The organism is Paenibacillus sp. EZ-K15, assembly GCF_002573715.1.
Taxonomy (GTDB): Bacteria; Bacillota; Bacilli; order Paenibacillales; family Paenibacillaceae; genus Paenibacillus_AQ.
This window is the reverse complement of sequence record NZ_PDHM01000018.1, coordinates 49,183-74,629: the sequence shown is the minus strand read 5'-3', so window position 1 is coordinate 74,629 and position 25,447 is coordinate 49,183. Positions and strand designations below refer to the sequence as shown.

Annotated in this window: 26 protein-coding genes; 13 read left to right on the top strand and 13 right to left on the bottom strand. The window is 49.0% G+C overall.

All coding sequences use genetic code 11. The features are described from left to right. Positions 1 to 78: 78 nt before the first annotated feature. The 7 genes from CRG97_RS20595 to CRG97_RS20565 form a co-directional block, all read right to left on the bottom strand. Positions 79 to 1,371, bottom strand: a complete 1,293-nt coding sequence (locus CRG97_RS20595; protein WP_098746887.1) for a DUF6080 domain-containing protein — start codon at positions 1,369 to 1,371, stop codon at positions 79 to 81. Positions 1,372 to 1,431: 60 nt separating this feature from the next. Beyond that, complete coding sequence (locus CRG97_RS20590; RefSeq protein ID WP_076322124.1) at positions 1,432 to 1,752, bottom strand: EamA family transporter; 321 nt, start codon at positions 1,750 to 1,752, stop codon at positions 1,432 to 1,434. Next, positions 1,742 to 2,083: an EamA family transporter gene (locus tag CRG97_RS20585; RefSeq protein ID WP_098746885.1), complete on the bottom strand. Its 342-nt coding sequence runs from the start codon at positions 2,081 to 2,083 to the stop codon at positions 1,742 to 1,744. The genes CRG97_RS20590 and CRG97_RS20585 overlap by 11 nt, the downstream gene beginning before the upstream one ends. After that, on the bottom strand, positions 2,071 to 2,703 hold the full coding sequence (locus CRG97_RS20580) for an HAD family hydrolase (protein ID WP_098746883.1): 633 nt from the start codon (positions 2,701 to 2,703) through the stop codon (positions 2,071 to 2,073). Before CRG97_RS20580 ends, CRG97_RS20585 begins: the two co-directional genes overlap by 13 nt. A gap of 28 nt (positions 2,704 to 2,731) precedes the next feature. Continuing rightward, complete coding sequence (locus CRG97_RS20575; RefSeq protein ID WP_098746881.1) at positions 2,732 to 3,637, bottom strand: decaprenyl-phosphate phosphoribosyltransferase; 906 nt, start codon at positions 3,635 to 3,637, stop codon at positions 2,732 to 2,734. Between the two features lie 222 nt (positions 3,638 to 3,859). Continuing rightward, a complete protein-coding gene (locus CRG97_RS20570) occupies positions 3,860 to 4,303 on the bottom strand; it encodes a DUF441 domain-containing protein (protein WP_076322120.1) in 444 nt (147 codons plus the stop codon). A 20-nt stretch (positions 4,304 to 4,323) separates the two neighbouring features. Then, positions 4,324 to 5,301: a YpdA family putative bacillithiol disulfide reductase gene (locus tag CRG97_RS20565; RefSeq protein WP_098746879.1), complete on the bottom strand. Its 978-nt coding sequence runs from the start codon at positions 5,299 to 5,301 to the stop codon at positions 4,324 to 4,326. Positions 5,302 to 5,482: 181 nt separating this feature from the next. On the opposite strand from CRG97_RS20565, the gene CRG97_RS20560 reads away from it, so the two are divergent. Then, positions 5,483 to 5,791, top strand: coding sequence for a DUF2087 domain-containing protein (locus tag CRG97_RS20560; protein WP_237566520.1), 309 nt, complete (start codon positions 5,483 to 5,485; stop codon positions 5,789 to 5,791). A 99-nt stretch (positions 5,792 to 5,890) separates the two neighbouring features. Here the strand turns inward: CRG97_RS20560 and CRG97_RS20555 are convergent, their stop codons facing one another. From CRG97_RS20555 to CRG97_RS20535, 5 genes are all read right to left on the bottom strand, one after another. Next, complete coding sequence (locus tag CRG97_RS20555; protein ID WP_098746877.1) at positions 5,891 to 6,517, bottom strand: FMN-dependent NADH-azoreductase; 627 nt, start codon at positions 6,515 to 6,517, stop codon at positions 5,891 to 5,893. A 78-nt stretch (positions 6,518 to 6,595) separates the two neighbouring features. After that, positions 6,596 to 7,444, bottom strand: a complete 849-nt coding sequence (locus tag CRG97_RS20550; protein ID WP_161952958.1) for a DUF4097 family beta strand repeat-containing protein — start codon at positions 7,442 to 7,444, stop codon at positions 6,596 to 6,598. Next, positions 7,441 to 8,001: a DUF1700 domain-containing protein gene (locus CRG97_RS20545; RefSeq protein WP_098746874.1), complete on the bottom strand. Its 561-nt coding sequence runs from the start codon at positions 7,999 to 8,001 to the stop codon at positions 7,441 to 7,443. The genes CRG97_RS20550 and CRG97_RS20545 overlap by 4 nt, the downstream gene beginning before the upstream one ends. Then, positions 7,994 to 8,323: a PadR family transcriptional regulator gene (locus CRG97_RS20540; protein ID WP_071220202.1), complete on the bottom strand. Its 330-nt coding sequence runs from the start codon at positions 8,321 to 8,323 to the stop codon at positions 7,994 to 7,996. The genes CRG97_RS20545 and CRG97_RS20540 overlap by 8 nt, the downstream gene beginning before the upstream one ends. A 440-nt stretch (positions 8,324 to 8,763) precedes the next feature. Beyond that, entirely contained in the window at positions 8,764 to 9,003 is a 240-nt protein-coding gene (locus tag CRG97_RS20535; protein ID WP_098746871.1) for a hypothetical protein, read from the bottom strand. A gap of 365 nt (positions 9,004 to 9,368) precedes the next feature. Here CRG97_RS20535 and CRG97_RS20530 point away from each other — a divergent pair, with 365 nt between their 5' ends. The 10 genes from CRG97_RS20530 (at position 9,369) to CRG97_RS20485 (ending at position 20,878) form a co-directional block, all read left to right on the top strand. Further along, entirely contained in the window at positions 9,369 to 9,680 is a 312-nt protein-coding gene (locus CRG97_RS20530) for a hypothetical protein (protein WP_098747412.1), read from the top strand. Positions 9,681 to 9,769: 89 nt separating this feature from the next. Further along, positions 9,770 to 13,747 (top strand): type VII secretion protein EssC, encoded by a 3,978-nt coding sequence (essC, locus tag CRG97_RS20525; protein ID WP_098746869.1) that lies wholly within the window; start codon positions 9,770 to 9,772, stop codon positions 13,745 to 13,747. Positions 13,748 to 13,763: 16 nt separating this feature from the next. Next, the gene (locus CRG97_RS20520) at positions 13,764 to 14,570 is read left to right on the top strand and encodes a hypothetical protein (RefSeq protein WP_098746867.1); all 807 of its coding nucleotides are present in this window, start codon (positions 13,764 to 13,766) and stop codon (positions 14,568 to 14,570) included. A 27-nt stretch (positions 14,571 to 14,597) separates the two neighbouring features. Continuing rightward, the gene (locus tag CRG97_RS20515) at positions 14,598 to 15,110 is read left to right on the top strand and encodes a WXG100 family type VII secretion target (RefSeq protein WP_098746865.1); all 513 of its coding nucleotides are present in this window, start codon (positions 14,598 to 14,600) and stop codon (positions 15,108 to 15,110) included. Positions 15,111 to 15,267: 157 nt separating this feature from the next. After that, the gene (locus CRG97_RS20510) at positions 15,268 to 15,543 is read left to right on the top strand and encodes a WXG100 family type VII secretion target (protein ID WP_006211202.1); all 276 of its coding nucleotides are present in this window, start codon (positions 15,268 to 15,270) and stop codon (positions 15,541 to 15,543) included. A 165-nt stretch (positions 15,544 to 15,708) separates the two neighbouring features. Continuing rightward, positions 15,709 to 17,778, top strand: coding sequence for a protein kinase family protein (locus tag CRG97_RS20505; protein ID WP_098747409.1), 2,070 nt, complete (start codon positions 15,709 to 15,711; stop codon positions 17,776 to 17,778). Positions 17,779 to 17,822: 44 nt separating this feature from the next. Then, positions 17,823 to 18,575 (top strand): vWA domain-containing protein, encoded by a 753-nt coding sequence (locus tag CRG97_RS20500; RefSeq protein ID WP_098746862.1) that lies wholly within the window; start codon positions 17,823 to 17,825, stop codon positions 18,573 to 18,575. A 12-nt stretch (positions 18,576 to 18,587) separates the two neighbouring features. After that, positions 18,588 to 19,430: a hypothetical protein gene (locus CRG97_RS20495; RefSeq protein ID WP_098746860.1), complete on the top strand. Its 843-nt coding sequence runs from the start codon at positions 18,588 to 18,590 to the stop codon at positions 19,428 to 19,430. 161 nt (positions 19,431 to 19,591) lie between these two features. Continuing rightward, positions 19,592 to 20,389 (top strand): SDR family oxidoreductase, encoded by a 798-nt coding sequence (locus CRG97_RS20490; RefSeq protein ID WP_098746857.1) that lies wholly within the window; start codon positions 19,592 to 19,594, stop codon positions 20,387 to 20,389. A 108-nt stretch (positions 20,390 to 20,497) separates the two neighbouring features. Next, entirely contained in the window at positions 20,498 to 20,878 is a 381-nt protein-coding gene (locus CRG97_RS20485; protein ID WP_098746855.1) for a DnaJ family domain-containing protein, read from the top strand. 124 nt (positions 20,879 to 21,002) lie between these two features. Here CRG97_RS20485 and gluQRS read toward each other — a convergent pair whose 3' ends face one another. Beyond that, positions 21,003 to 21,980, bottom strand: a complete 978-nt coding sequence (gluQRS, locus tag CRG97_RS20480; protein WP_098746852.1) for a tRNA glutamyl-Q(34) synthetase GluQRS — start codon at positions 21,978 to 21,980, stop codon at positions 21,003 to 21,005. Positions 21,981 to 22,162: 182 nt separating this feature from the next. Between gluQRS and hrpB the strand changes: the two genes are divergently transcribed. Together hrpB and CRG97_RS20470 are read left to right on the top strand one after the other, a co-directional pair. Further along, on the top strand, positions 22,163 to 24,673 hold the full coding sequence (gene hrpB / locus CRG97_RS20475; protein ID WP_098746849.1) for an ATP-dependent helicase HrpB: 2,511 nt from the start codon (positions 22,163 to 22,165) through the stop codon (positions 24,671 to 24,673). Positions 24,674 to 24,751: 78 nt separating this feature from the next. Further along, positions 24,752 to 25,303 (top strand): general stress protein, encoded by a 552-nt coding sequence (locus CRG97_RS20470; RefSeq protein ID WP_098746846.1) that lies wholly within the window; start codon positions 24,752 to 24,754, stop codon positions 25,301 to 25,303. The last annotated feature ends 144 nt before the right edge of the window (positions 25,304 to 25,447 follow it).

Here is a 25,447-nt window from a genome sequence, read left to right as displayed (position 1 = left end):
TTAACGAAAGACCCGTCCTTCTAATGCATGGTGTTCGGCCATGCTTCGGAGGATGGGTCTTTTGATGTATTTAAAGGCTTATTTCTCGATATTCTTGAACACCGTGTCATAGGTCATCTGAATATAGTCCAGCGTCTGCCCGTGCAATACGATATTGTTCACCAAGGTGATCAGCAGGAACAGTACCATGATGCCGGTCAGGGCTTGTTGAATCCGGAGGTTCTTCATTTTGGCAATAAACAGTGCTGCAAGCACAAACAGGGCAAACAGATAATGTCCTGCGTACAAGTACAGATCGTATGCGTACGTAGCTAAACCAAACCCAACGATGATGTGCAGCAGAATCGCGAACAGAATATAGATGCCAAATGCCCAGGTATCGCGGGAGCGGATACCTTTAATGAAAGACAGAACAGCAAGCAGCAGTACCCCGATACCGACGATATGGACATGAATCGGATATGGCTTGGCCAAATTCGTCACGAATGCAGCAATCCCTGGATCGATCATGGCAAGCTCAGGCGACAGGATAGGACTTACAAACAGCATGTAGAAGACTGGGGAATGGTGCTCGAATGAAAAAGGAGAAACATAGCTGAGCGCACCGTTCTGCACGCTTGAAAACACGTTCGCGATCCACGACTTACCTGAGAACAGCAAGTGTTGAAGCAGAGTTACGATCACCGCCATCCCCAGGAAAACCAACATGATCATGATAAACCGTTTAAACGTTCCCTTCTGTTTTCTATCGAACTGGCTGATCAGCAGCGCTCCTGCGAACGTCGCCACATTCGTAGACGTGATGCCGAAATTAATCAGGGCCAGGGAGGCATTCGGCATGACGGCAAATCGATTCGTAAGCCGGCCATAGTGCAAATAAGCGGCTGATAGGATGATCATGAACTGCGCATAAGCGTAGGAATCCGGTATGAATGCCGTGAACAGCGAATAAGAGCTGATACCGAAGAAAGCCGCCGTGACGAGAGACAACAACCAGCTGGCTCCGCTTCTTCGGACGATGTAATAGACCAGCGCTGCGCTGAAGGCGTTCAGGAGCGATTGAATCAGAAGATAAGGGAGGTTGGAGCTCCCGATCATCGTTGTTAACGGACTGGTCAGGAAATTAATGAACGGATGGATGATTGAGATATTTTCCGGTCCATATTCCATTGAAGGATCAAAGTTAAACAGATTCAGCGTAAAGGGCGCACCATAGAATGGGCTATGAGGCATCAACTCGGTTGCATGATCCTTGATGTAGGCTACGAACGGAAGGTTCATGAACACATACCATAGAGCCAGACAGACGCTTAGGCCGATCGCCGTGTAATTATCTTTTTTATGTCGAAATAAATAACTGAAAAAAGTCAAGTTTTTCGTTCCCCCCATCTTTCTATTATATGTACTGAAAATAGGCCAAACGGCATTCGCTTACCAGATCAGCAGGAGCAATCCGGAAATAATAAAAGCGACGCCAGCGATTTTTCGGATCCCGATGGTTTCCTTGAATACCAGTTTGGCAAACAGCAACGCCCACAGGAACGTAAGTGCATTCGCCGGCATAACCAGCGTATAAGGAAGCTCTCCTAGAAGGTATATGTTTAACAAGGCTCCCAATCCGTAACTAAGAAAACCGATCAGCAGCAGCTTGATTTGTTTGTTTGCGGTATACCCTTTGAAGAATACGCTGCCCAGTGAGCCGAGTAAGGTCATCAGGAGCAGAAGCAAGTATAGGAACCCGTCATTTTTCATAGGAAGTTAATGTCACCCCGATTCCAAGCAGGGCTACGGCTGCCAGTTTTTGCAGGGTTAATGGTTCATCCAGAAAAAAATCACCATAAAACAGAGCCACAATATAGCTGATGCACATCAGAGGATAGGCAACGGACAGCTTCTCCAATGAAAACGATTTGATCATGAGAATGGCCCCAAGGCCGTAGCAGATAAAACCGATTCCCATGTATATCAAGTTGGTGTGGCCCCATTTCCAGAACAGCTGGCCGGTAGCCGTCAAAAAAGCCGATAGAACCATGAACAGCTTGCCCAGGTGGCGCGGGGCGCTCTGCGCTCTTATCTGTTCCATGTTAATCCCTCGCATCCTTGAGCGGATTTGTGATTGATCAAATATTTATGTTTGACGAGCCCGAACATCGGGAGGTCAGACAAGGAATCGGAGTAAGCGCAGGAAGCTGCATAATCAATGGTCAGTTGCCGCTCGTTCAAGTACTGCTGAATCCGGTTCACTTTTTCCTCCCCCTTACAATTGTTCCCTTCGATCATCGAGGTAAAGCGTCCTTCCCGTACGGAAAGTTTCGTAGCGATTACGGTATGGACGCAAGGAAGCTCTGCAAAGTATCTCATGTAAGCGTCTGGGGACGCCGTTACAAGCAGCACATGATAACCCTCGCTTTTTTTTCGCTGCATTTCCTTCAGCGCAGCCGGGAAGATGGCAGGTTTTAATTCCGTTTCGTAAAAATGCTTCAGGTCGGCATCATCCATATGGCGCATCGCATGAAAATAAGCGCTCTTTGCCTTCTCAGCTTCCAGAAGACGGAGCTTGTACAGCACGGAATGCAGCACGACTTTCAGAATGATGGGTGCCGTGGACGGTTTTTTTCGTATGCCATATTTTAAAAACTGAAACATGGAGTCTGTATGGATTACCGTTTTGTCGATGTCAAAGATTGCGAATTTCTGATTCATATCATTTCCCTCAATTACTGATTCTGTATTATTCAAAGTATACTAAAATCCCGATAACGCTGATGACATAGAGGATCACGGTGACCAGGATGTGAGTGTCCTCCAGGAGCACCCGGTCCGGAGCCCCGCCTTTTTTCTCGATATGGATCAGATAAAGATAGCGGAACATCCCATATATGACAAGCGGTATGGTCCACATGAGGTGAACGGTTCGGCCTGACGTAAAGGTAAACAGCGAATAACTGATGATGGTTGCTGTGGTGACAATGCTGCTCATCTGGTCCAGTAGATCAAACGAATATTGATCGAGCACCTTGCGGTGAGAGCCCTTATCATGCTGCAGCAGATGGAGCTCATGCCGTCTCTTGCCGATCGCCAGGAAGAGCGACAGCAGCATCGTACAGAGAAGGAACCATGGCGTGAACGGGACGTGGATGACCAATCCGCCTGCGATGGCGCGCAGCACAAACCCGGCCGCGATAATCATAATGTCAATGATGACAACATGCTTCAACCGGAAGGAGTAGGCTACGTTCATGGCAAAATAGAGCACCAATAACACGGTAAACAGCGGATTTAGAAAATAAGATACGGCCAGTGAAGCGAACAGCAGCAGCGCGCCGAATACAATAGCCAGCTTAGGCGGCAGCGCACCCGAGGCCATGGGACGGTATTTCTTCACTGGATGGTTGCGATCTGCTTCGCGATCGGCATAATCGTTCACAATATAGACGCAGCCGGAAACGAAGGACAACAGGAAAAAACCGATCAGGGTGTCGAAGAGCACGCCGGGATTTACCACTTCAAACGAGAAGAGGGGGGCTGCAAATATGAGCAGATTTTTGGTCCATTGCTTCGGCCTCAGCTGCCTGAAGAGCAGCATGGGAAGCTGCCTAAGCGGAGCCGTTGCCGATTCGGTATTCGTTGAAGACAAGTGTGTTACCTCCTGATACATCATATTTCATAAGGGATTACGGGAATAAGCGCTAAAACACGATAGCTATCATACCATAAAATAGACTATATATGGTAACGATCCGTCCGTTAAGAGGCTCATATATAGAACAAATAAACCTCCCCAAGCGTTCACGAACCGGCAGGGAGGTTATTGTTTTATTTGTGTTATTTATAAAAAGGGTTGCATCTCTTCTGCTCCTCACGATTTACCGATGAGCAGGGACAGCAGACCGGCGGCGATGAGCGGCCCGACGGGCACGCCGCGGAATAGGGCGACCCCAAGCACTGTGCCAACGAGAAGACCGGCAACCACGGTGGGGTTGCTCCCCATCAGCGTGGCACCACGACCGCCCAGATAAGCGACAAGCATGCCGACGGCGATGGCCAAAAGCGATTTCCAGTTCAGGAAGGATTCGCCGATCGTTTGCAGGCTCATTTTGCCGCTGGCCAGCGGTGACATGACACCTATGGTGAGAATGATAATGCCGACCGTCAGTCCGTATTTCTCCAGCCATGGGAATGCTTGCTGAAAGCCGGTTACACGGATGAGAAGCAATGCCAGCATCGCAATCGTCACGGCCGAATTGCTGCTGATAATGCCAATTCCCGCCATAGCCAGCAGGATGAGTGAAGTTACGTCCATGGGGGATCGCTCCTTTTTTGTTAAGCGTTCGAGACCAAGTGCTCGGCAATCAAACGACCGTGTAGTCTCCCTGACTCAATAAACACCTCATTGGCATTACGACCGGATGCAATGACACCAGCGACATAGAGTCCCGAAACATTGGTCTCCATCGTATCCGGATTATAGAGCGGCTTCTCCATGTCTTCATCCAGTTCAACGCCGGAGGAGGCAAGCAATTTGCGATCAGGACGGAATCCGGTCAATGCCAGTACAAAATCATTTTCAATGATTGTTTCCTGGCCTTGATTCGAAAGAACGGTAATGGAAGACTCTGCGATTTGTACGACACGCGAGTTCAGGTGAAGCTGGATATGTCCCTTTTGCACCATACTATCGAACAGAGGACGTACCCAAGGTTTGATGTTCTGTGAAACTTCCTCACCCCGATATACCATCGTGACCTCGGCTCCGACACGGATGAGCTCCATGGCAGCATCCACAGCCGAATTACTGCCGCCGATGATCGCGGTCTTCATTCCAGCATAGGGATGGGCTTCCCGGAAGTAATGGGTGACTTTCTCCAAGTCTTCTCCAGGAATGCCAATATAATTCGGATGATCAAAATAACCCGTAGCAATGACTACGTGTTTGGCTTCTCGTATGGACTCTACACCGCCGCGGCGCTGGGTCTTTACCCGAAAGCTGCCGTCAGGCTGCTTGGTTATGGTGAGAGCTTCTTCGTATGGGGAGATCTTCAGATTAAAGTGTCTGGCAACTCTGCGATAATAAGCCAGTGCCTCGTGCCGAAACGGTTTATCATTCGATATCGCGAACGGAACTTCTCCGATTTCAAGCATTTCAGCCGTACTGAAAAACTGCATATGCGTTGGATAGAGATAAATGGAATGAACTACATTGTGTTTATCGATGATCTCGCAGCTGAGGCCCCGGTTGCGGCATTCAATGGCAGCCGAGAGACCACATGGGCCTGCGCCGATAATTAAGACGTCGAGCATGGTGAACCTCCTTATGTAATAACCTTACGCTATCGATCTGCATAATAATCCTACAGCAAATAAAAGGATAAATCCAGATTTGACGGGATTGACAAACATTTCAAATTTGATTATCATCTAATTAGATAAATATTAAATTAGGTGATCGTGAAATTTATAATTCAAAGGGAGGAAGAACATCATGATGGAACCAACTGCAAGTGAAGCCTATAAGGCATCCGTTCTCCGGAATTTTATAACGAAAGACGGAACGCTGCGTTCCATTCCGGCCCAGTACAAAAAGAAACTCGTCATATTGGAATATCTGGTAGAGCAGCTTGAAGCAGGGAAAGAATATCCGGAAAAGGACATCAATGCGTTTATCAAGCGTTATCATGCGGATTATGCGACCATTCGGCGGGAATTTATCATTCATCAATATATGAGCCGTTATCATGAAATCTATACACGTAACCCGCGCGAGTTATGGACCCAATGGGAAAAGGTTTAAACGGGATTACACAAAAGCCACCTTTTACTGCCTGAGCAGTGGAAGGTGGCTTTTTGTATTAACTATCCGTTGTATTAATAGGAATAGGTAAAAGTTCGATTAGAAACCGGCAGCAGCCTTTTTAACGAGCTCGAGACCGTTCTGAACGATCATTTCCGCTTCGTCAGGGAATTGGTTGTGGCCTTCGATGATGAGGGTTTCGATATCTTGCACGCCCCATTGACGAAGATTACCCATTACGAAGTTAACTGCCATCTCAGCCGCGGCCATAGGTCCCTCGGAATAGTTACCGCCACGAGCATTCAGGATGACGACTTTTTTGCCTGTCACCAGACCTACAACGCCTTGCGGCGTATATTTGAACGTTTTGCCTGCTTGGTTCAGGTAGTCGATATAGGTGTGAAGAACGGCAGGTACGGTCATGTTCCACAATGGGAAAGCAAGCACGATTTTGTCTGCAGCAAGAAACTGGTCAAGATATTTGCTTACATTCGCCGCAGCAGCCTGCTCTTCGGGGGTAGATTCCAATCCTTGGGCAGCTTTGAACATACCGTTGATGGCTGTGCCGTCATAATAAGGAAGATTCTCTGCAAAAAGGTCAAGCTCTGTGATTTGGTCTTCCGGATGACTTGCTTTGAAGGATTCCAAAAACGCATGGTACATTTTTACGCTTACCGATTGTTCGATGGCTCTGTTGTTTGCTTTGATGAATAGTACATTAGACATGTATGAAAACTCTCCTTGTTGTGTAGTTTACTTTATAAAGTATAGTATATTTCATTTCTATCGTTTGTCAACAACGTCTTAATGTACGATATCGATATTTCCGGAGTAGGTTTCCACTTGGATGGTATCGGTTGTTTCTTTCAGTGACTCTGGCGCTGAAACGTCTCCCGATAATGTCTTAAGGTCATAGAATCCCCGGAATGACGGGTCAGGCTGCACTTTCACATTGCCGGATCTGCACAGGATATTAACCGATGAAACGCCAAGCAATCCCACGTTTACGTTACCGGAAGTGACCTCAACGTCGACGGGACCTTCCATATTTTTCAGCACGACATTTCCCGAATGATTGACCAGTTGGGTGGATGCCCGGATGTCAGAACCGCGAATACTTCCTGAAATGTTCTCAACGCTTAACTGCTCGGCTTGTATTCCGCTCATGTTAATGTCGCCTGACTTCACGGAGATGTCAATCATCTTGGAGGAAGCTCCGCTTACCTGGATATTGTCTGAGAGCGTCGATAAATCGAGTTCGTCGAGTTTTGTGCTTGATGGAAGGACAATGGTCAGTTTTCCTTTCGGTGAACGAAAGTCCACACTCATCAACTGGAAAGTGGAAGGTGTAGTCAGATCTAATTTCACCTCAGGGCCTGATGGATTAAAGTTTTTAAGAATATCGACATGCTCCGGTTTTAATTTGCCGTCAAACGCGATATATCCGTTCGAATCGCCGCTGTCCTCAAACGCGAAGCTGATATTAATATTGCTGGCAATAGTTAATTTCTTCAAATTTACGGCATCATGAAGATCCCATCGATTCTGATAGCTGACAAGCTCTTCACCGAATTTAAACTTGTTCGCAGCCATGCCGATGATTCCTACCAATATAAGTGCGATTGCTAAACTGAACAACCATTTTCTGTTCACTGTGCGTCACGTCCCTTCAACAAACGCGTATTCCATCTGGAGTACCTCAAGGTTAACGATAACAATCCAACCATGGCTGAGCGTGTGGCATATCCGAGGAAGATGCCGATTCCGATCAAAGAGATGGATAAGAATAATTTGGCCGGATAAAACGTTCCGTTTATGATATAGTCAAGCAGAACGAGCACTGGGCTCAGCAAGGTTGCCAGGGCTCCCAGAGCAATGGCGACCCCTCCGGACCATAATGCTGCAAGGAAGGGGACTGTCACCAATGCACAGAAGAACAAACCGACTCCTAACGCATATTTTCCAAAAGAAGACGGTCTTCGGATCGCTGCCGGAACAGGCATATCCATATCCACATACCGGTCGCCTAACGCTTCCTTAGCCATTTCAAAAGGATCTCCCAGTTCACGGGCGATTTCCTCTTCGGTTCGTCCATTCTGCATGCCAATGACAAAATGGGACGCCACATCATGAATGAATTCCCGCCGTTCGTCGGGAGGAAGCGCGGCAAGACGCGATTCCAAAATTGAAATAAACTGTTTTTTAGTCATACAAATTTCCTTCCTCTATCAGATTGGTCACATTGCCCACAAAAGCTTGCCATTCCTTTACCAAGGCTCTCATATAAATCACTCCGCTGGGCGTCAGCTTATAATATTTACGGGGCGGACCCTCGGTCGATTCCTGGAGGTACGTCGTACAATAGCCTTCATTAACAAGTCGGCGAAGGAGAGGGTACAACGCCCCTTCGGCTACCTCAATATGCCTCGATACCGCTTGAGCCAACTCGTAGCCATACTGGTCCTTGCGATGGATTAACACAAGCACGCAGAGTTCAAGAACGCCTTTTTTGAATTGAATACTGACATTCATGCGGCAGATGATACCTCCTTTCATAAGTCCATGTTCATGCTGTAAACATGAGGTAGTAATTAATATTCAGTAGTGGTTTATGAATAAGATATCACTTAGTACTGATTAATGCAAGATACTGATTATAAAATGGGTTGTTGCCAGAATATCGTCGAATCATAAGAAGCTTTGTTAAACGAAAGAAAGTCTCGTTTAATCTTGAAAAGGCACGGTTAATAGAAGTTATCAGAACCTAGGGCCGTTTTTCCAAAAGAAGAATGGAGGGATGAACAGTATGTCTATCGATCGGTTTATATTAAAAAAATTGGACAGATGCCAGGAGATCACAACGCGGAGAAATCTCGTAAAATTGTTTCAAATCCGAATTCAGAGAGCGCAGATAGCCGAGGATCGCCATTACGGGTTATAATGATGTTAAACAAAAAAAGGGCTATCCCTCTTTAAAAGAGAGATAGCGCAAGAGAGTCGTTTTCGCTTTTGCTGTGAAGAATTGCCTCGGATCCCTCGATTTCAATGCTGATCAGGGAATTGAGGCATTTTTGCAGCGCGTTTTTACCGGTTTGAATTTTATGGTCAAGCGCGCTGGTTAGCAGTTTTAGTACCTTCTGTACCGGCTGCTTGCTATCCGTTGTAAAGTACACGGGAACCGGCTTATTTTGGAACATGATTAGTGTTTTCATATCAATCACCTCACGAAAGATTTTTCATGATATTTGCATTATAAATTACCAATCTTAAAATAACCTTAAATTCATAGAATTAATCAGCATCATTTTTCTGAGCGTGACATTTTTGTGAACGACGATATTTTCCCGACTACAAACCCGGATTTAACCTATAATCAATACATAAATAGTCCCTCGGGACTAACAAAGCCGCGTGAAAAATAGGAAATAGGAAATATGACACAAATTGACAGAACTGACCCTGGGATGATATTATTACAATAATGTAACTATTTTTTGCAACTATTGAAATAGGTGATTGGACTTTGCATATGGAATAAACATAAGGATTACCATTTTTGGAAAGGCAGGTTAACCAGATGATACTCACCGTGATCAGCGGGCGAAATGAAGATGATTGGTTTGATATCGACGTACCCGATGAGTGCTCCATTGAACGGTTGAATGAGCTGCTGGGGCTACGTCTTTTTCGTGAACCCTCGGGTGAAGGGATTCAATATATATTGGAAGCAAAGTTCCCGGAAGGCTTGTGGTTTACGGTAGGGGGCCATTCTAACCTGGTTGAAGAAGGACTTAGAGAAGGCTCCTATATCCGTTTACAGCGGGCATTCTCAACAACCACCGAGGAAGCTCCTGTCTATGGCAGAAGATTGTTGTTTCAAGAAAGCTGAGATTGGGTAAATAACCCTTTGGTTTTGATTGAAACAGCAAAATACATAATTGTACATTTCAGACGCTCTGGATTAGGAGGAAGTGACATATGAACGTGTTGTACCAACGTTCGCCGCGTATTAGACCGGCTTTACCGAATGAAGACATGGAGATTCTGAGACCGCCGTCCGAGCCAAGCAAACCGTCGTTTTCGATGATTGCCATCATTATTCCGATTATTATGACGGCTGCGATGGTTGGTTTCTATTTCTATATGAGCGCGAACGGCAAAATGGGGAGCAACTACATGATACTCTCCATCTTTATGATGCTGACTTCCTACACGCTGCCGTTCTTCATGTATTTAAGCAACAAGAAGACTTATCAGAAGAAGCTGGCTGAACGAAATCAGAAGTACCGTGCACAGCTTGACCTGCACCGGGAAGAGCTTAAGGAGCGGCAGGAGGATCAGGTACACATTCTGTTTGATATCCATGGCGATCCGGACGTGTGCTACAACGTTGTGAAGAACCGGAGCAGCAGCTTGTGGGAACGTTCTCCGGAAGATAAGGATTTTCTGGAGATTTGCGTGGGCAAGGGAGAGGTTCCGTTCTACATTAACGTTAAGCCTCCCCGCGCAGATGGGTATGACAAGGATCCTTTGATCGAAGCAGCCGAATTGCTGACTTCCGAATTTCAGTCCGTCGACGATGCATCGATTGCGCTGCCGTTATTCGAATCCAAGGTCATAGGGATCGTAGGCGGAAGAGACCGCGTATTAAATATGCTGCGCGTGATGATGGCCCAAACGGCTGTGCGGCACTCACCCGATGAAGTGAAGATCGCCGCTTTCTACGAAGAAAAAGAAGCGAGCGAGTGGCAATGGCTGCGCTGGCTCCCTCATACGTGGGATGATGATCGTTCCAGCCGCTATCTTGCGAATCGACGGAGCAATGCCCATCAGCTTGCCGATGAAATATTCACTCACTTGTACCGGCGTAAAAATAATCGCTCCGAACATGGGAAGAAATCGATTGAGACGCCGGCATACGTGGTGATCTTATCCGCTGCCCAATTAATCGAGGAAGAACCGCTGCTGCCTCTGCTAATGGAAGATGCCGAAGCGACCGATGCGGTTACCATCATCTTGTCCGACCGCAAGGAAAGCTTGCCGATGCATTGCCAGCTTATTGTTGAGGTTGACCGGGATCAGGCGGCGTACACGATTAAGAAAGCGGACGGCACGGTCTCCAAGCAAACCTTCCAATCCCATCATATTAGCAGGGATCAGATTGAAGCCTTGGCCCGATATATGGCTCCGATCCGGTTGAAGCGATCCTCTGCGTCTGATATCCCTAGCGTTTTGGCACTCTTCGAGATGATGGATATTCAGAAAATCAACGATTTGGATGTACACAGACGCTGGCAGCAGAACCGATATCCTGATTCATTACCCGTTCCGATGGGTGTCCGGGCAGGCGGAAAGAAGATTAATTTGAATCTTCATGATAAAATAGAGCGTCAAGGTCATGGACCACACGGTCTGATTGCGGGAACGACCGGTTCCGGGAAAAGTGAGGTTATTCAATCTATTGTGGCCTCCCTGGCCTCCGAGTTTCACCCGCATGATCTAGCATTTATGCTTATTGATTATAAGGGCGGCGGCATGTCCAACACGTTTGTTAACTTGCCGCACGTAGTAGGCACCATAACGAACCTGGATAACAATCTGATTGAACGGGCGAAGGTGTCGCTGAAAGCCGAGCTGGTCCGCCGCCAGAAAATATTGAACGATGCGGGAAATCTGCAGCATATCGATGAGTACTACAAGCTGCTGCGCAATCGCCATGGCGAGCCGCTCCCGCATCTCGTTATTATCATTGATGAATTTGCACAGCTGAAGAAAGATCAACCGGAGTTCATGGATGAATTGATCAGCATTGCCGCAATTGGACGAACACTTGGTGTCCATCTGATTCTTGCGACTCAGAAACCGGCAGGTGTCGTGGACGATAAGATTTGGAGTAACTCGCGCTTTCGCATCTGTCTTCGGGTACAAAGCGAGGGCGACAGCCGTGATATGCTGAAGATTCCGAATGCAGCCTGGATTAACAAGCCCGGACGAGGCTATTTTCAGGTGGGCAGCGACGAAGTGTTTGAAGAAATGCAGTTTGCCTGGAGCGGAGCTCCTTACATTGAAGAGAAGGATACGCCCGGCGCAGTGGTTATTCGCGAGGTGCGAATCAACGGAAAGTCGGAGCCTCTGCTTGCTTCTAATCCCTCCCTGGGAGCGCATCTGGAGGTGCCCAAACAGCTCCAGGTGTTTATCGATCATGTAGCTGACGTGGCCAAGGAGCAAGGGATCGAACGGCTCCAGGGGCCTTGGCTTCCACCGCTTCCGGAGAGTCTGGATCTTGAGAGCATACCGTCTGGGACCAAGCTGCAGAAGCAAGATCTGTTTAGTGACTTGGCACTTGTGTCCTATGTTGGAATGGTTGATGATCTGCCAAACCAGTGCCAGAAGCCGCTGATGCTCAATCTTGAGCAAGGCCACTGGGCCGTATACGGCATGCCCGGACTTGGAAAGACCACCTTTATTCAAACGATGCTGATGTCGTTAGTCAATCGGTATGCCCCGGACTTTTGGCATGGGTATATCGTGGATATGGGCCGGATGATGCGGGACTTTGCAGGGCTTCCTCATATCGGAGGAGTCATGATGGCGGAGGAAGAGGATCGTATCAAGCGCCTGTTCCGTTTTCTGACGAAAACGGCGGCGACTCGCAAGGACATGATTGCTGAAGCGGGTGTGAAGACTGTTGCATCCTACCGCCGGGGCAACACAGGCCCCGTTCCGCAGCTGGTCGTGGTTATTGACGGTTATCTGAATTTCCGCAACTCCTATCCGGATGAGAATGATATGCTTGAATACCTGCTGCGAGAAGGCGGTAGTCTGGGGATTACGTTTGTCATTACGGCGAACCGGATTTCGGATATGTTCGAGAAGGTCCGAAGCAATATCTCGCAAGCGGTATCGTACGAACTCGCCGATCCTGCTGATTACTATTATGCAGTGGGGCGTCCAACAAGAGTTCCCAGCCAGCTTCCTCCAGGAAGAGGACTGGTCAAAGGGCAGGTGCCGCCGCTTGAATTTCAGACGGCCTTGCCGGCTTCCGGTCAGGAAGAGGGGGACCGTTCCGCAGCGCTCCGCGATATGATTCGTACTCACCGGGCAGCGTGGCACGGGGAAGAAGCACCACGGATTGAGTCACTGCCGGACAAGATTCCGCTCCATCAACTGCTGAAGGTACAAAAGCCTTATGAATCAGCAGGCATGGTGAAGTATCGGGTTCCTGTCGGGGTGGCTACGGATGACTTGACCCCTTTTGCTATCAATCTGGAGGATGGACCGCATTTTATTGTGGCGAGTCCGATGGAAGGTGGTAAAACATCATTCCTCCTTAGCTGGATGTTATCACTTGCATACCATACATCGCCGGATGAGCTGGAAATATATACGGTAGATACGCGCTATGGAAGCAGCGGTCTGAGTCGGATGAACCATCTTCCGCATGTCCGTGGGCATGCAGAGAATGAGGAAGATTTGGCTCCGCTCATTTCAGGCCTTTATGAACGGGTTCAGACCCGGTCGAAGGACAGTGAAGACCCGACTATCCTGCTTATGATTGATGACGCTGACGTGCTCAGCAAGCAGCTTTCCGATTTCACTTTGAAAGACCAGCTGTCTGCCATCGTCAGACAGGGAAGAGACCGCAGGGTACATGTTGTCATTGCCGGTGTACCGGCCGATTTCCCGACGTATGGCGTCGATTGGTTTACCGATATCAAGGCTGCACAAAACGGATTTTTATTCGGAACATTGGATTCCAACGATTTATCGTTCTTCAGAATTCCTTTTTCCGAATCCGCCAATAGTCCTGGAGGACTAAAAATACTTCCGCCAGGACAGGGGTACTACGTAAAACGTAAATTTTCCAGAATAAAAGGCGCAGTTCCGTTCGATGACGAATGGAACGCCCAAAGATGGGTCACAGAAATTCGCGACCGATGGCATGTTGTAGTTTGAGGGGAGGTGGCTCATAATGTTGACAATTCATGCTTCCAAACAAGAAACGATCACGCTGAACGACAAGGAATTTTTCTTCTTGGCTGGAATTATCGGATCGGACCGATTACTTGGTGTTGAAGATCCTTTTGTAGGATACTTAACGGAAGAAATCGCGGTTGAGTGGGAGAAAACCAAACAATCGCTCCTAAGCAAGCAATATTTGATTCAAGAGGAAGGCGGGGAATTGTCGATTCCACCCGAAGTCTTCTCAAGAGTAGCTATTGCCGGACTTGCGGAACGTGCGTGCTGGTTGAAATATGAAAATCAGGATTCGGCGTTTGAAGGATATCTGCATGTTACGGACGAACGGGTAATACAAGTATGCAGAAGCGGCGAAGACAACCGATGTTACCTGCTTAGTGAACTTGGTACTATCGAACAAACCTGCGATCAGCTGGTGCAGGATCTGGCCCTAAGCGATCAAAACTGGGGGGATATACCGGCACTACTCCTTAGCCGGAAGGAATTCGGAGATATTTACACCTCCGTTTCCGAACAGAAGTGTGACGATATCGGCGATCGCTTGGCCAGGTTGACGGATGATGCAGAGGGTTCAATCGCTTTAGCGAAATGTATGAAAAACAAGGTGTCTTCGGGGGAACTCCAGCTGTCGATATGGAACGGAATCAGCTGGGAAAGTCAAAATGCAGCATTTATAGTGAACGAGTCCATGAATTGGCTGCTGCGTATGAGCCTGGAGGGAGACCAGGACTGGTTAACCGCAGCGCCAGCGACCAAAGAGCAGTTTCGTCATATGCTACTCATGTGGCTGAAACAGTAACAGAGCCTGTATGAAAGGTGAGGACCAATGCGTATTTCTGTCGAGCCGGAGTCTCTCCGGACGTTAAGCCGTCAGCTGCAGCATAGTGGCGATGAATATTTAGCGATTACGAGAACGCTCAACCAAGCTATGGAATCACTCGTTTGGGAGACGTCTCTCAAAGCGGCGGTTATTGATGAGTGGCAGTCTGCCCGGAGTCTTGGAGAGCATCTGGGAGCTCTTCTAGCTCAGCTGGGCAAGCATCTTCAAAGCAAAGCCGATCAATTTCAAGAAACGGATCATCAGTACCATACGATTTTGGAGCATGCAATCATAAGTACAGTATCACCGACAGCTCTGTTTGCGGCTTCCGGCATGGAGGGGCGTTCATCCATATTACCGGAATATGGTAATTCGTCGACGGTAATATCGAACCCGAGTTCGGTAGCCGCTGCCGTAGGTATGACCAGTGGAGACAACGGGGATTCAGCTAAACAAGCCGCATTAGCCGGGCAAAGCTGGACCTTTACCGATCCGTCTTCGTTTGGTATTGCCAACTAAATCCCTATTCCTTTTGGGATAATCGGGATGGTAAATGTTTCAAATTGGGACGTATAGGGTAACTGGAAATTAGGTCTGAGGACATTTTGATAAACTGAGACTCTTGGGCTAAGATGTCAAGTGTCACCAGAAAACGAATTTCTAGGAGGTTACATAAATGGCAGGACGTATTTTAATTACGCCAGAGCAAGTCGAGCAAGTAGCGAACCAATTTAAACAGAGCGGTGATCAAAGTCAGCAAATCGTTAACAGTCTGACTCAATCGATCAACGGTATGGAAGGTCAATGGGACGGTATGACGAAGCAGCGCTTTTTCCAGGAATTCCAGGAAGCAAGCCGCTTGATGAACTCCTTCGTACAAACGCTTGACAGCATCAGCAATGAGCTGAAAGCGATCGCTCAGAAATTCCGTATGGCTGACGAATCTCGTTAATACCCATTCGGAGACTTTTGCTTTATAATAGTTTAATAGGCAGAATAAACCGGGTGGAAGACAACCCGGTTTTCTTGCAATTTTGGATGTTTAGAATATAACAATCTGGTTAATAGAGTATAGAGTTATATAGTTAGGTAACGGAGTTAAGAGAGGATGACGTTCATGACATTTCAGCCAAACCCGGGCGATGGGATTGTTGTAAATGGAACGGCTTATACAGTAGGGCAGCATCCCGCAGCGCCAGGCGTAGCCTACGCCCAAGCTGGGCGGCAGGGAATCGTCTATCAGCTGCTTCCTGTGGATGGGGAGCTGCATGAAGCCAAAGCACTAAAGGTGTTTTTTCCTAAGTTCAGAATTCCGGCTATGGTGTATCAATCCGAGCATATGGGGAATTATCGCGAGATACCGGGTTTGCAGGTAAGTAGTCGAGAGGTGCTCACTCCCGAAAGAAACGGAGATTTGATAGCGGAATATCCGGATTTGCTCTACGCGGTCATCATGCCATGGATTCATGGATGTACTTGGTTTGACGTAATAAGCGATCAGCGTAATCTGGGACGTTCTGAAAGTCTGATGCTTGCCAAGGCATTGGCAGCCATCGGTTCAAGCATGGAGCAGCGCGGATTAGCACACTGTGACCTGTCTGCGCCTAATGTCATGCTTCCGTTTTTTTCGGAAGTGAAGCTGCCGGAAGGCGCTGCCGCCGTTGAGCTTGTCGATGTGGAGCAGATGTACAGCCCCAAAATGGATCGACCTGATGTTTTGCTTGCTGGCTCTCCTGGATATGCGGCTCATCGAACGGTACATAGCGGGTTATGGAGTGCGTATGCCGACCGTTTCGCGGGTGCTGTTATTATTGCGGAAATGCTGGGATGGAGCGATCCGGCTATCGTTAATCGGGCATGGGGCGAAAGTTATTTTGACCAGCATGAAATGCAGACTCCGTGCGAGCGTTATTTTTTATTGAAAAAGTCGCTGGGTCAGCGTTGGGGCACACGGATTTCGGATCTGTTCGGCAGAACCTGGGACAGCCAGGATTTGAGCAGCTGTCCTACCTTTGGTGAGTGGCTGATTGCATTATCCTCATTAAGTGAGGAAGAAGTGGTGGAGGAAGTCCCAGCCGCTGGAGCCGCTACAACTGCCCATGACAACCAATCGGCTGAAACCCGTTCTGAAACTTCCCAAGAGGTGCCGGCCGAGATTATGGCATCGCTTGGAATTGAGCCAGGCACCCGAGAGGTCAACGACAGTGTGGTTGGACGCTTGTTTCATCAGGCGCGTGATCTGGAGGATGCGGGCAATCTTTCCGGTGCGTTGGAAATATTCCGCTCCGCGTATCATTTTGTAAAGAAGGACAGTCCGCTTGAAGTGGAGCTTGCCGCCGCTATACAGGGGCTTGAGGAGCAGCTTCGTCCGGCTGAAGAATCATCCAACAAAGGCATTAAAGCACTATTGTTATCCCGTAAATTCATGCTCTCGACCGCTGCGGCTATCGTCATATTGGCAGGTTCTGCCATTACGGTGAACCAGATTTTGGCGGAGAAGGCAGAGAGTCGTCAGTTGGATGCCCAGCGATTAGCCGAGCAGCAAGCGCAGGAGAAAGAAGCAGCTGCCCGCAAGCAAGAGGAAGAAGCGCGGAAGCAGCAGGAAGAGGCGGCTCAGAAAGAAGCAGAGGCTAAGAAAGCGGAAGAGGAGCGCTTGAAGACAGAAGAGGCCAAGAAGGCTGAAGCAGCTGAGCAGGCATTGAAGGAACAGGAGAAAGCCGAGCTTCAGGCAAAGTATGAGAAGCAGGCGAAGTATGAAGCTTACCTGGCATCGCTAGAAGAAAAGAAAAAGAAGCAGTCATTGCAAGAAAAATATGATAATCAAGTCAAGTATGAGGCGTACTTAGCTCAAATGGAAGAGAAGAAGAAAAAGGCGGCCCAGGAAGCAGCGGCTGCCAAGGCGGAGGCAGAGCGTCAGGCGAAAGCCAGAGCTGCCCAAGAGGCCCAAGCCGCAATGCTTCAGAAGCAGCGTTCTCAAAACGTTGTAGAACTGGTTGCCCTATATAATAAGGCGTATAATGCGCAGGTAGCCGGTAACAAAGACCGCGCTAAGAATGCCGCACGTGAGTTCATAGAGCTGTATAACAAGGATAAGGCCTATTATAAGACGGTTGGTAAAATGAGCAGCCGCCTTAATAATCTGCAGGAATTCATAAGTAACGACAGCCACTGGATACCAAAACTATAAAGAAGTAAACATGACGAAAATGCAGGGGTGAATGTTAATTCACGATGAACTATACCATTCAAGCATCACAGCGCACGCCAGCGCTCATTATATATCTGATTGATATCAGCGCGTCTATGAATATGCTGATGGAGGACCGCAGGCGGATCGACGTCGTATACGAAGCATTGTCCTTGGCCATTCGGCAAATGGTGTTTCGCTCCACCAAAGGGAATCGGCTGACGCCGAGGTACCGGATCGCCATCCTTGCATACAGCGATGATGTCTATGATTTGTTAAACGGGATCAAGGGCATTGACGAAATTGCGGCGATCGGCTCGCTTCCGGACTTAACGCCTAAACGGTTCTCCGATTCGGCGAAAGCCTTCCTTCAAGCCGAGAAAATTCTGCAATCGGAGATTCCGAATATGCAGGATTGCCCTGCGCCGCTTGTGTGTCATATGACGGACGGTGTGGCCACGGGAGAGGATCCGGAACCGATTGCTCGCCGCATCATGAGCATGAGCGTTCCGGACGGCAACGTGCTCGTGGAGAATATTTTCATTTCCGATCATCTGATGAGCCAGCCGATATCCGAACCGCGCCGATGGAAGGGGATATTGGCTGATACATCGCTTGAGGATGAACATGCACGCAAACTTAAAATGATGTCTTCCGTTCTTCCCGAAAGCTATCGAGAAATGCTGCTTGAGGCGGATTATCAACTGAGCCCGGGAGCCTTGATGATGCTTCCAGGCACTTGCTCTGAGCTGGTGTCCATCGGGTTTCAGATGTCAGCTGCCACGCCGGTAAGGTAAGAGGTCACAAAGATGAAGCGATCATACGCGAGAAGCATGGAATCGTTGGGAATTCGTAAGCGGAAGGCTCAAGCAGCATCGTTTTATTACGAGAGCAAGCAGACCGTGGAAGAACCGATTACGAAGATTAAAGATTTGTTCACATGTCGTTATGCGTATGGCAGAGCGGCAGAATCTGTCATGCTCTCCGAGATGGGTCAGGATTTCATTGCGTTAAAGATGAATGAAGATGTGTGCCATTTTGTACTGTGTGATGGTGTCGGATTGAGTTATCGAGGCGATGTGGCTTCACGTCTGCTGGGTCAGGGGTTAATGAACTGGCTGGAAACGGTGGAGGAACTCACGAGCGCATCGCTTGAACGCAAACTGAAGGCACTTACCCATGAAGCCGATCGGGAAATGCGGACTCATTCGCTGAGTTCCGAAACGCCAAAGCTGCTTCGTGAAGTACTGGAAGAGAAGCAGCGCAAGGGAAGCGAAGCCATGTATATTTGCGGTCGCATAGAGCTCTCTTCGGGTTTTCGTCGCAAAGGAAGGCTGTGGCTCGCCTGGCAGGGTGATTCCAGGGTACGCTTGTGGCGCAAGGAAGACGAGATCACCTCGGTATTCGGAGATCGTTTCCGAACGTCGGAACGCTGGTCTTCCCGAAGTGGACCGATCGGAGGCAGTCCTCATGTGTTCTCGTGTAAATTAGACCCGGAGACCGAATATCGGCTTCAGCTATACAGCGATGGGCTCAACGATCTGGACCCGATGAAGGAGCCGATTCCCGATGAGCAGGTGCAAGTATTAATGAATGCTCGCCATACGGACGGTCTGGAAGATGATGCTTCGTTTCTGGAGATAATATGGTAGGTTCCCAAGAAGGTTATGGTATGATAAACGCTGAGTCGGACCCAAGGGTCCGGCTTTTTTGTGCAAAAAATTAGAAATCATGATTATAAAACAACTCCTTTTGGGTAATCTTGTGACAGATGAATGCATAACGGATGACGATTAAAAGGAGCGTGTTGATAATGAATGAAGGACACGGACGTTTTCATGGGAGAACAGCGATCATTACCGGAGCCGGATCAGGCATCGGAAAGGCAGCGGCGATTCAGCTGGCGAAGGAAGGCGCAAATGTTGCCTTATTTGATCTCTTGGATGACCGAACGAATCAAGCGGAATTGGAGATCAACTCGATTCGGGAGGGTTCTGCCAGAGCTTTTGACGTGGATACCACAGATCCTGACCGGGTGGAGAAGGCGGTCCTCGAAACGGTGGAGATTTTTGGCGGCGTGGATATCGTATTCGCCAATGCAGGGATTAATGGCGTGATGACGCCAATTGATGAAATGAAGCTGGAGGAATGGACCAAGACGCTGAAAGTGAATTTGAACGGTACGTTTCTGACGGTCAAATATGCGATTCCGCACCTGAAGAAACGGGGACAGGGCAGCATTATCATTACCAGCTCCGTCAATGGCACTCGAACCTTCTCCAACTTTGGGATGAGCGCTTACAGCACAACCAAAGCGGGACAGGTGGCTTTTGCGAAGATGGCTGCGCTGGAGCTGGCAAAATTCAAGATCAGGGTTAATGTAATCTGCCCCGGCGCAATTTCTACCAACATTGATCAAAGCACGAAGAAGCAGGGCGATCTGGAGGAGATCGTGATTCCGGTGGAATATCCGGAGGGGAGCCAGCCGCTGTCTGACGGTCCGGGTACGCCTGAAGAGGTCGCGGATTTGGTGGCGTTTCTCGCTTCCGATCAGTCGAGACATATTACAGGGGCGCAAATATTCATAGATGGAGCCGAATCGCTGTTGTAAATGAGATCAGTTGAACCCCCAAAGGTTCCCTGCATTTAGAACTTGGAATATAAACAGCGCTGCTATATGATGAGGAGGACGAAGGGAAAAGGAGGAGGCTGGATAATAATGAGCATCTTTTCCAGATTGGCTGAGCAGAAGATCGAAGAAGCGATCCGTAACGGAGAGCTCGATCATTTGCCTTTTGCCGGGAAGAAACTTCCGATCGACGATCTTTCGCACATTCCGGAGGATCTGAGAATGTCCTACCGCATCATGAAAAACGCGGGTTATGTTCCTGAAGAAGTTACACTTCGCAAGGAATGCGTTCAGCTGTATGACCTACTCGGTGCAGCCCAAAACGAGGGTGAGCAGGAGCAGCTTCAACGCAAGCTGAATGAAAAGCATTTAAGACTGCAATTGCTGATGGAACAGCGGGGCCTTAGCGGTAGTAGCGCGTTTACACAGTATGAGTCCAAGGTCAGGGAACGATTAACTCATGAGGAATAACAGAACAGCGCCAGCCTTTCTTCTCTTTTCGAGAATGATAGTGCTGGCGCTGATTGTTTGTCGGGATGCGAAGGAACGTAATTTGAATAATGCTCAATGAATCCCTTATTTCGGTGAGCTGTACTTAGGATTCAAACAGCTGATTTTTGACATGATCCGTCATTTTTATCGGGGCAGAGGATACTTTCGATAAGTCAAAAACAGGAATTAGATCCGCAGGGCGAACGGATTCCGGATGATCCAGAAGGCCGACGGTCCAAGCCAGCCAGCCGATGATGCGTTCGGGCATCACGCCCTGGCCGCGAAGAAATGAGAGGCTAAGTCCGCGGGTTCTCTTGGCGAGCCTTCTGCCTTCCGCATCCACCATCAGCGGGGTGTGCGCAAACTGTGGCGGGTGGTAGCCTAATGCTTGGTATAACAGAAGCTGACGTGGGGTGGAGTCCAGTAGATCGGCTCCTCGGAGTACATGGGTTATGCCCATTAATGCATCATCCACGACTACCGCGAGTTGATATGAGATCATATCGTCTGCCCTGCGAACCACAAAGTCTCCTCCATCGGATAGCCGATAGGACTGCTCTCCGGCGATGCCATCAACAAAGGAAACGATCGTTTGCGGTACCTTCATCCGCAGCGAAGGTTTCTTATGAAGCTCTCTAAGCACCGCTTCCTCCCGAGTTAAATCTCTGCAAGTTCCCGGGTAGCGGAGGCCTTCCGATGCAATGCCGTGCGGTGCGCTGGCTGCAGCCGTGATATCGGCCCGACTGCAATAGCAGGGGTATAGTTTATTCGATTCCTTCAGCTTGGTGATTTCCCGCTCGTACAGCGCTTGGCGTGCCGCCTGATGATAAGGTCCATAGGCTCCGGCCATACCAGGACCTTCATCCCAATCCAAACCGAGCCATTCCAGATCTCTCATAATCTCGACGGCAAGCTCCTGTCGGGAACGCTGGACATCGATATCTTCTATTCGGAGTATATATTGGCCGTTCATACTCCTTATTTGCAGCCATCCAAGTAAAGCGGTCAACGCATTGCCGATGTGCATTTTGCCTGATGGCGTAGGGGCAAAGCGACCGCGAAATGTGGCATGCTGCTCCATACAGTTCACCTTCTTGACTCCATGAATCTTGATGTTTACTTGGGAATGATATTCATATTGTAGCGCAATTATATCGATACTTTCCAGCCGTGGCGAACAAGGAGCTCCCCTTGACGAACATCGGGTGTTTTATATAATTAAGGGATTATATTGATATTTAATAGGATAACGGAGATGTATCCATGACTGAATTACCGATTCACCGAATACTTCCACAATTGAAAATGGCTTTATCTACTGGGACCCATGCGGTTTTGATCGCTGAACCGGGTGCAGGCAAGACGACCCAGGTGCCCTTAGCATTTCTGAATGAACCCTGGCTGGAAGGCAAGAGGATCATCATGCTGGAGCCCAGAAGGATCGCAGCCCGCTCGGCCGCGAGTTACATGGCATCCTCTTTAGGAGAGGCAGTTGGTGAGACGATCGGATACCGCGTCCGAATGGACAGCAAGATCGGGCAGAACACGCGGATCGAAGTTGTGACGGAAGGCATCATGACGCGCATGCTGCAGGATGATCCGGAATTAACCGACATTGGTATGATTATATTCGACGAATTTCATGAACGAAATTTGCAGGCCGATACCGGCCTGGCTTTTGCGATGGAATCCCAGTCGGTGCTGCGGGAAGACTTAAGGCTGCTCATCATGTCTGCTACCCTTGAGGCAGAACCAGTCGCTAAGCTTCTTGGCGATGCACCGGTCATCGTTAGCGAAGGGCGTGCTTTTCCAGTGTCTACTCACTATTTGCGCTCATTCTCTCTCGAAGAGTTACATAAAGGTGCTGCAAGTGCCATCATCCGGGCACTCTCCGAACAGGAAGGCGATATCCTAGTATTTTTGCCGGGCGCCCGTGAAATCAGGAGAACCGCTAACGAATTATTAAGAATGGGTTTAAGCGAAGATGTCGTCATTCGAGAGTTATACAGCGCGCTTCCCATAGAGAAGCAGGATGAAGCAATCAGACGCGATTCGAATGGCAGGCGTAAAATTGTACTCTCCACAAGCATTGCCGAGAGCAGTATTACCATCGAGGGGATTAAGTCCGTTATTGACAGCGGTTATATGCGGACGGAGGTGTTCTCGCCGAGAACGGGACTGCCGCAATTGATTACGAGACGGTTATCCCGGGCATCCGCGGATCAGAGGAGGGGAAGGGCAGGACGAGTATCTGCCGGTGTATGTTATCGCTTATGGAGTGAGGAAGAGCATCGCCATCTGCCGGAAAGCACCATTCCGGCGATCCGTGAATCCGATCTGACGCCGCTGGCCTTGGAATTGGCAGTATGGGGGACGCGCGACCCGGATCAGCTTGCCTGGCTTGATGTGCCGCCTCGACCAGCTCTTACGCAAGGGCAAACGTTATTGAAGCAGCTGTCGGCTCTGGATGATTCGGGCAGTATTACACAGCATGGCCGTGAGATGGCGCTTCTCGGGCTTCATCCAAGGCTGGCTCACATGCTGCTGAAGGCACAAGAACTAGGGGAGGCATCGCTGTCCATCCGAATGGCTGTACTGCTTCAGGAGCGTGATATCATGAGCAGAGGTGAAGCCTTAAGGGATCAGGATATGCGTTCGCGCGTGGAGCGGCTTCTCGCGTATGAACAAGGTGGGCAGCGGTTCGCCGAACAAGATATGTCCAATGAAGCCGTACTGCAGCGGATGAAACAAGAGATTAGGAAACTGCATACACAGCTAAATATCACATATACAGTAAGCGGGGATCTGAACCTCTGTGGACTATTGCTGTCATTCGCCTACCCGGATCGGATCGCAAAGAACAGGGGAGGAACCGGGTTCCTTATGCGAAGCGGCAGAGGCGTGAAATTGGTGTCGGTACAACCTATGAGCCGTGCCCCGTATATTGTGGTCGCTGCAGTTGATGATCAAGGCGCGGACGGGAATATTCAGCTTGCCTCTGAAATGGATGAATTATGGCTTGATAAGTATTATCATGGCGAGATGGAACAGCATAAAGAGGTCGTATGGGATGCTGCTATCGGCAGCATCAGGGCGAGACAAAAGCAGATGCTTGGAGCGATCGTGATCAAGGAGCAAGCCTATTCGAATCCAACTGGAGAGGAAATAGCGCTAGCCTTGCTGCAAGGGATCAGGCAAGAGGGCCTTGGATTGTTACAGTGGAGCAAGGCAGCATTGCAGCTGAGAGAGCGGCTGGCTTTTATGTTCCGACATGATCCCGAGGGGAACTGGCCTGATGTTTCGGACGAAGGCCTGATGAATCAGGCGGAGGAGTGGCTGCTCCCTTATTTGGAAGGGCTGCGGAATCGAAATGATATGAGACGTCTTGCTCCGGGAACGCTCTTGGAGCATATGCTTAGCTGGGAGCAAAAGCAGCAGCTTCAGAAGGAAGCGCCAACTCATATCAGGGTGCCGAGCGGGTCCTTGATCCCAATTAACTACAGTGACCCTGAACAACCGTTCCTGGCTGTTCGCCTGCAGGAAATATTCGGACTTCAGGATACGCCGCGAATTGCCAATGGACGGGTTGCGTTGACCTTGCATTTGTTGTCACCTGCACAAAGGCCCGTTCAGGTAACCTCGGATCTATCCAGTTTCTGGCGCAGCGGCTATTTCGATGTGAAAAAAGACTTAAAGGGAAGATATCCTAAACATTATTGGCCTGATGATCCCATGGAGGCAACTGCAACCCATCGGACTCGGCCCAAGGCTTAACAGAGCAGCGTCACGTTTAATTTCACCTTCCGTCGGGTAATGTTAAATATGAACGACCACCGATGAGGAGGGTTTATCATGGAGAAGAAAATTGTTGGAGTATTCCGTTCGGAACAGGAAGCGGCTCAAGCCATTGAGCAGCTTCAGCGGCATGGGATTCCGAATGATGCCATTTCCATTATAGCGAAGGATAAACGCGAAGCAGACATGATTGCTGAACAGACGGGAACGATGGCGCCAGAAGGAGTAGCTGCAGGCGCAGCAACAGGCGGCATACTTGGGGGTACGGCAGGTTTGCTGGCAGGACTTGGGGCTTTGGCTATTCCCGGCATCGGTCCGATTCTTGCCGCAGGACCTATTGCAGCGACGCTTACCGGCGCAGCAGTGGGTGCGGGAGCCGGGGGGCTCGTCGGTGGTTTTATCGGCCTTGGCATCCCGGAAGATGAGGCGAAAGAGTACGAGTCCTATATAGAGCAAGGACGGATTCTGGTACTGGTTGACGCTGATCAAGAAAATACAGGTATCTACGATATATTCCGCGATTATGATTATAGAAACGAGGGTCGTGCCGGAGCGGTTGATCTGGATCGGGACGATATGCTTCCGCCGCGAGGCACTACGCTGCTGTAAGGAAACAAACCCGGTTCTCATTGGAACCGGGTTTTATATTGATATCAATCGCGGTCTGTCTTTTTATCATACATAACCTATGGCTGTTTATCACCTATTCCAAAGGGGACCTTCATTCGAGGGTCCTTAACCTCAGGAACAGTA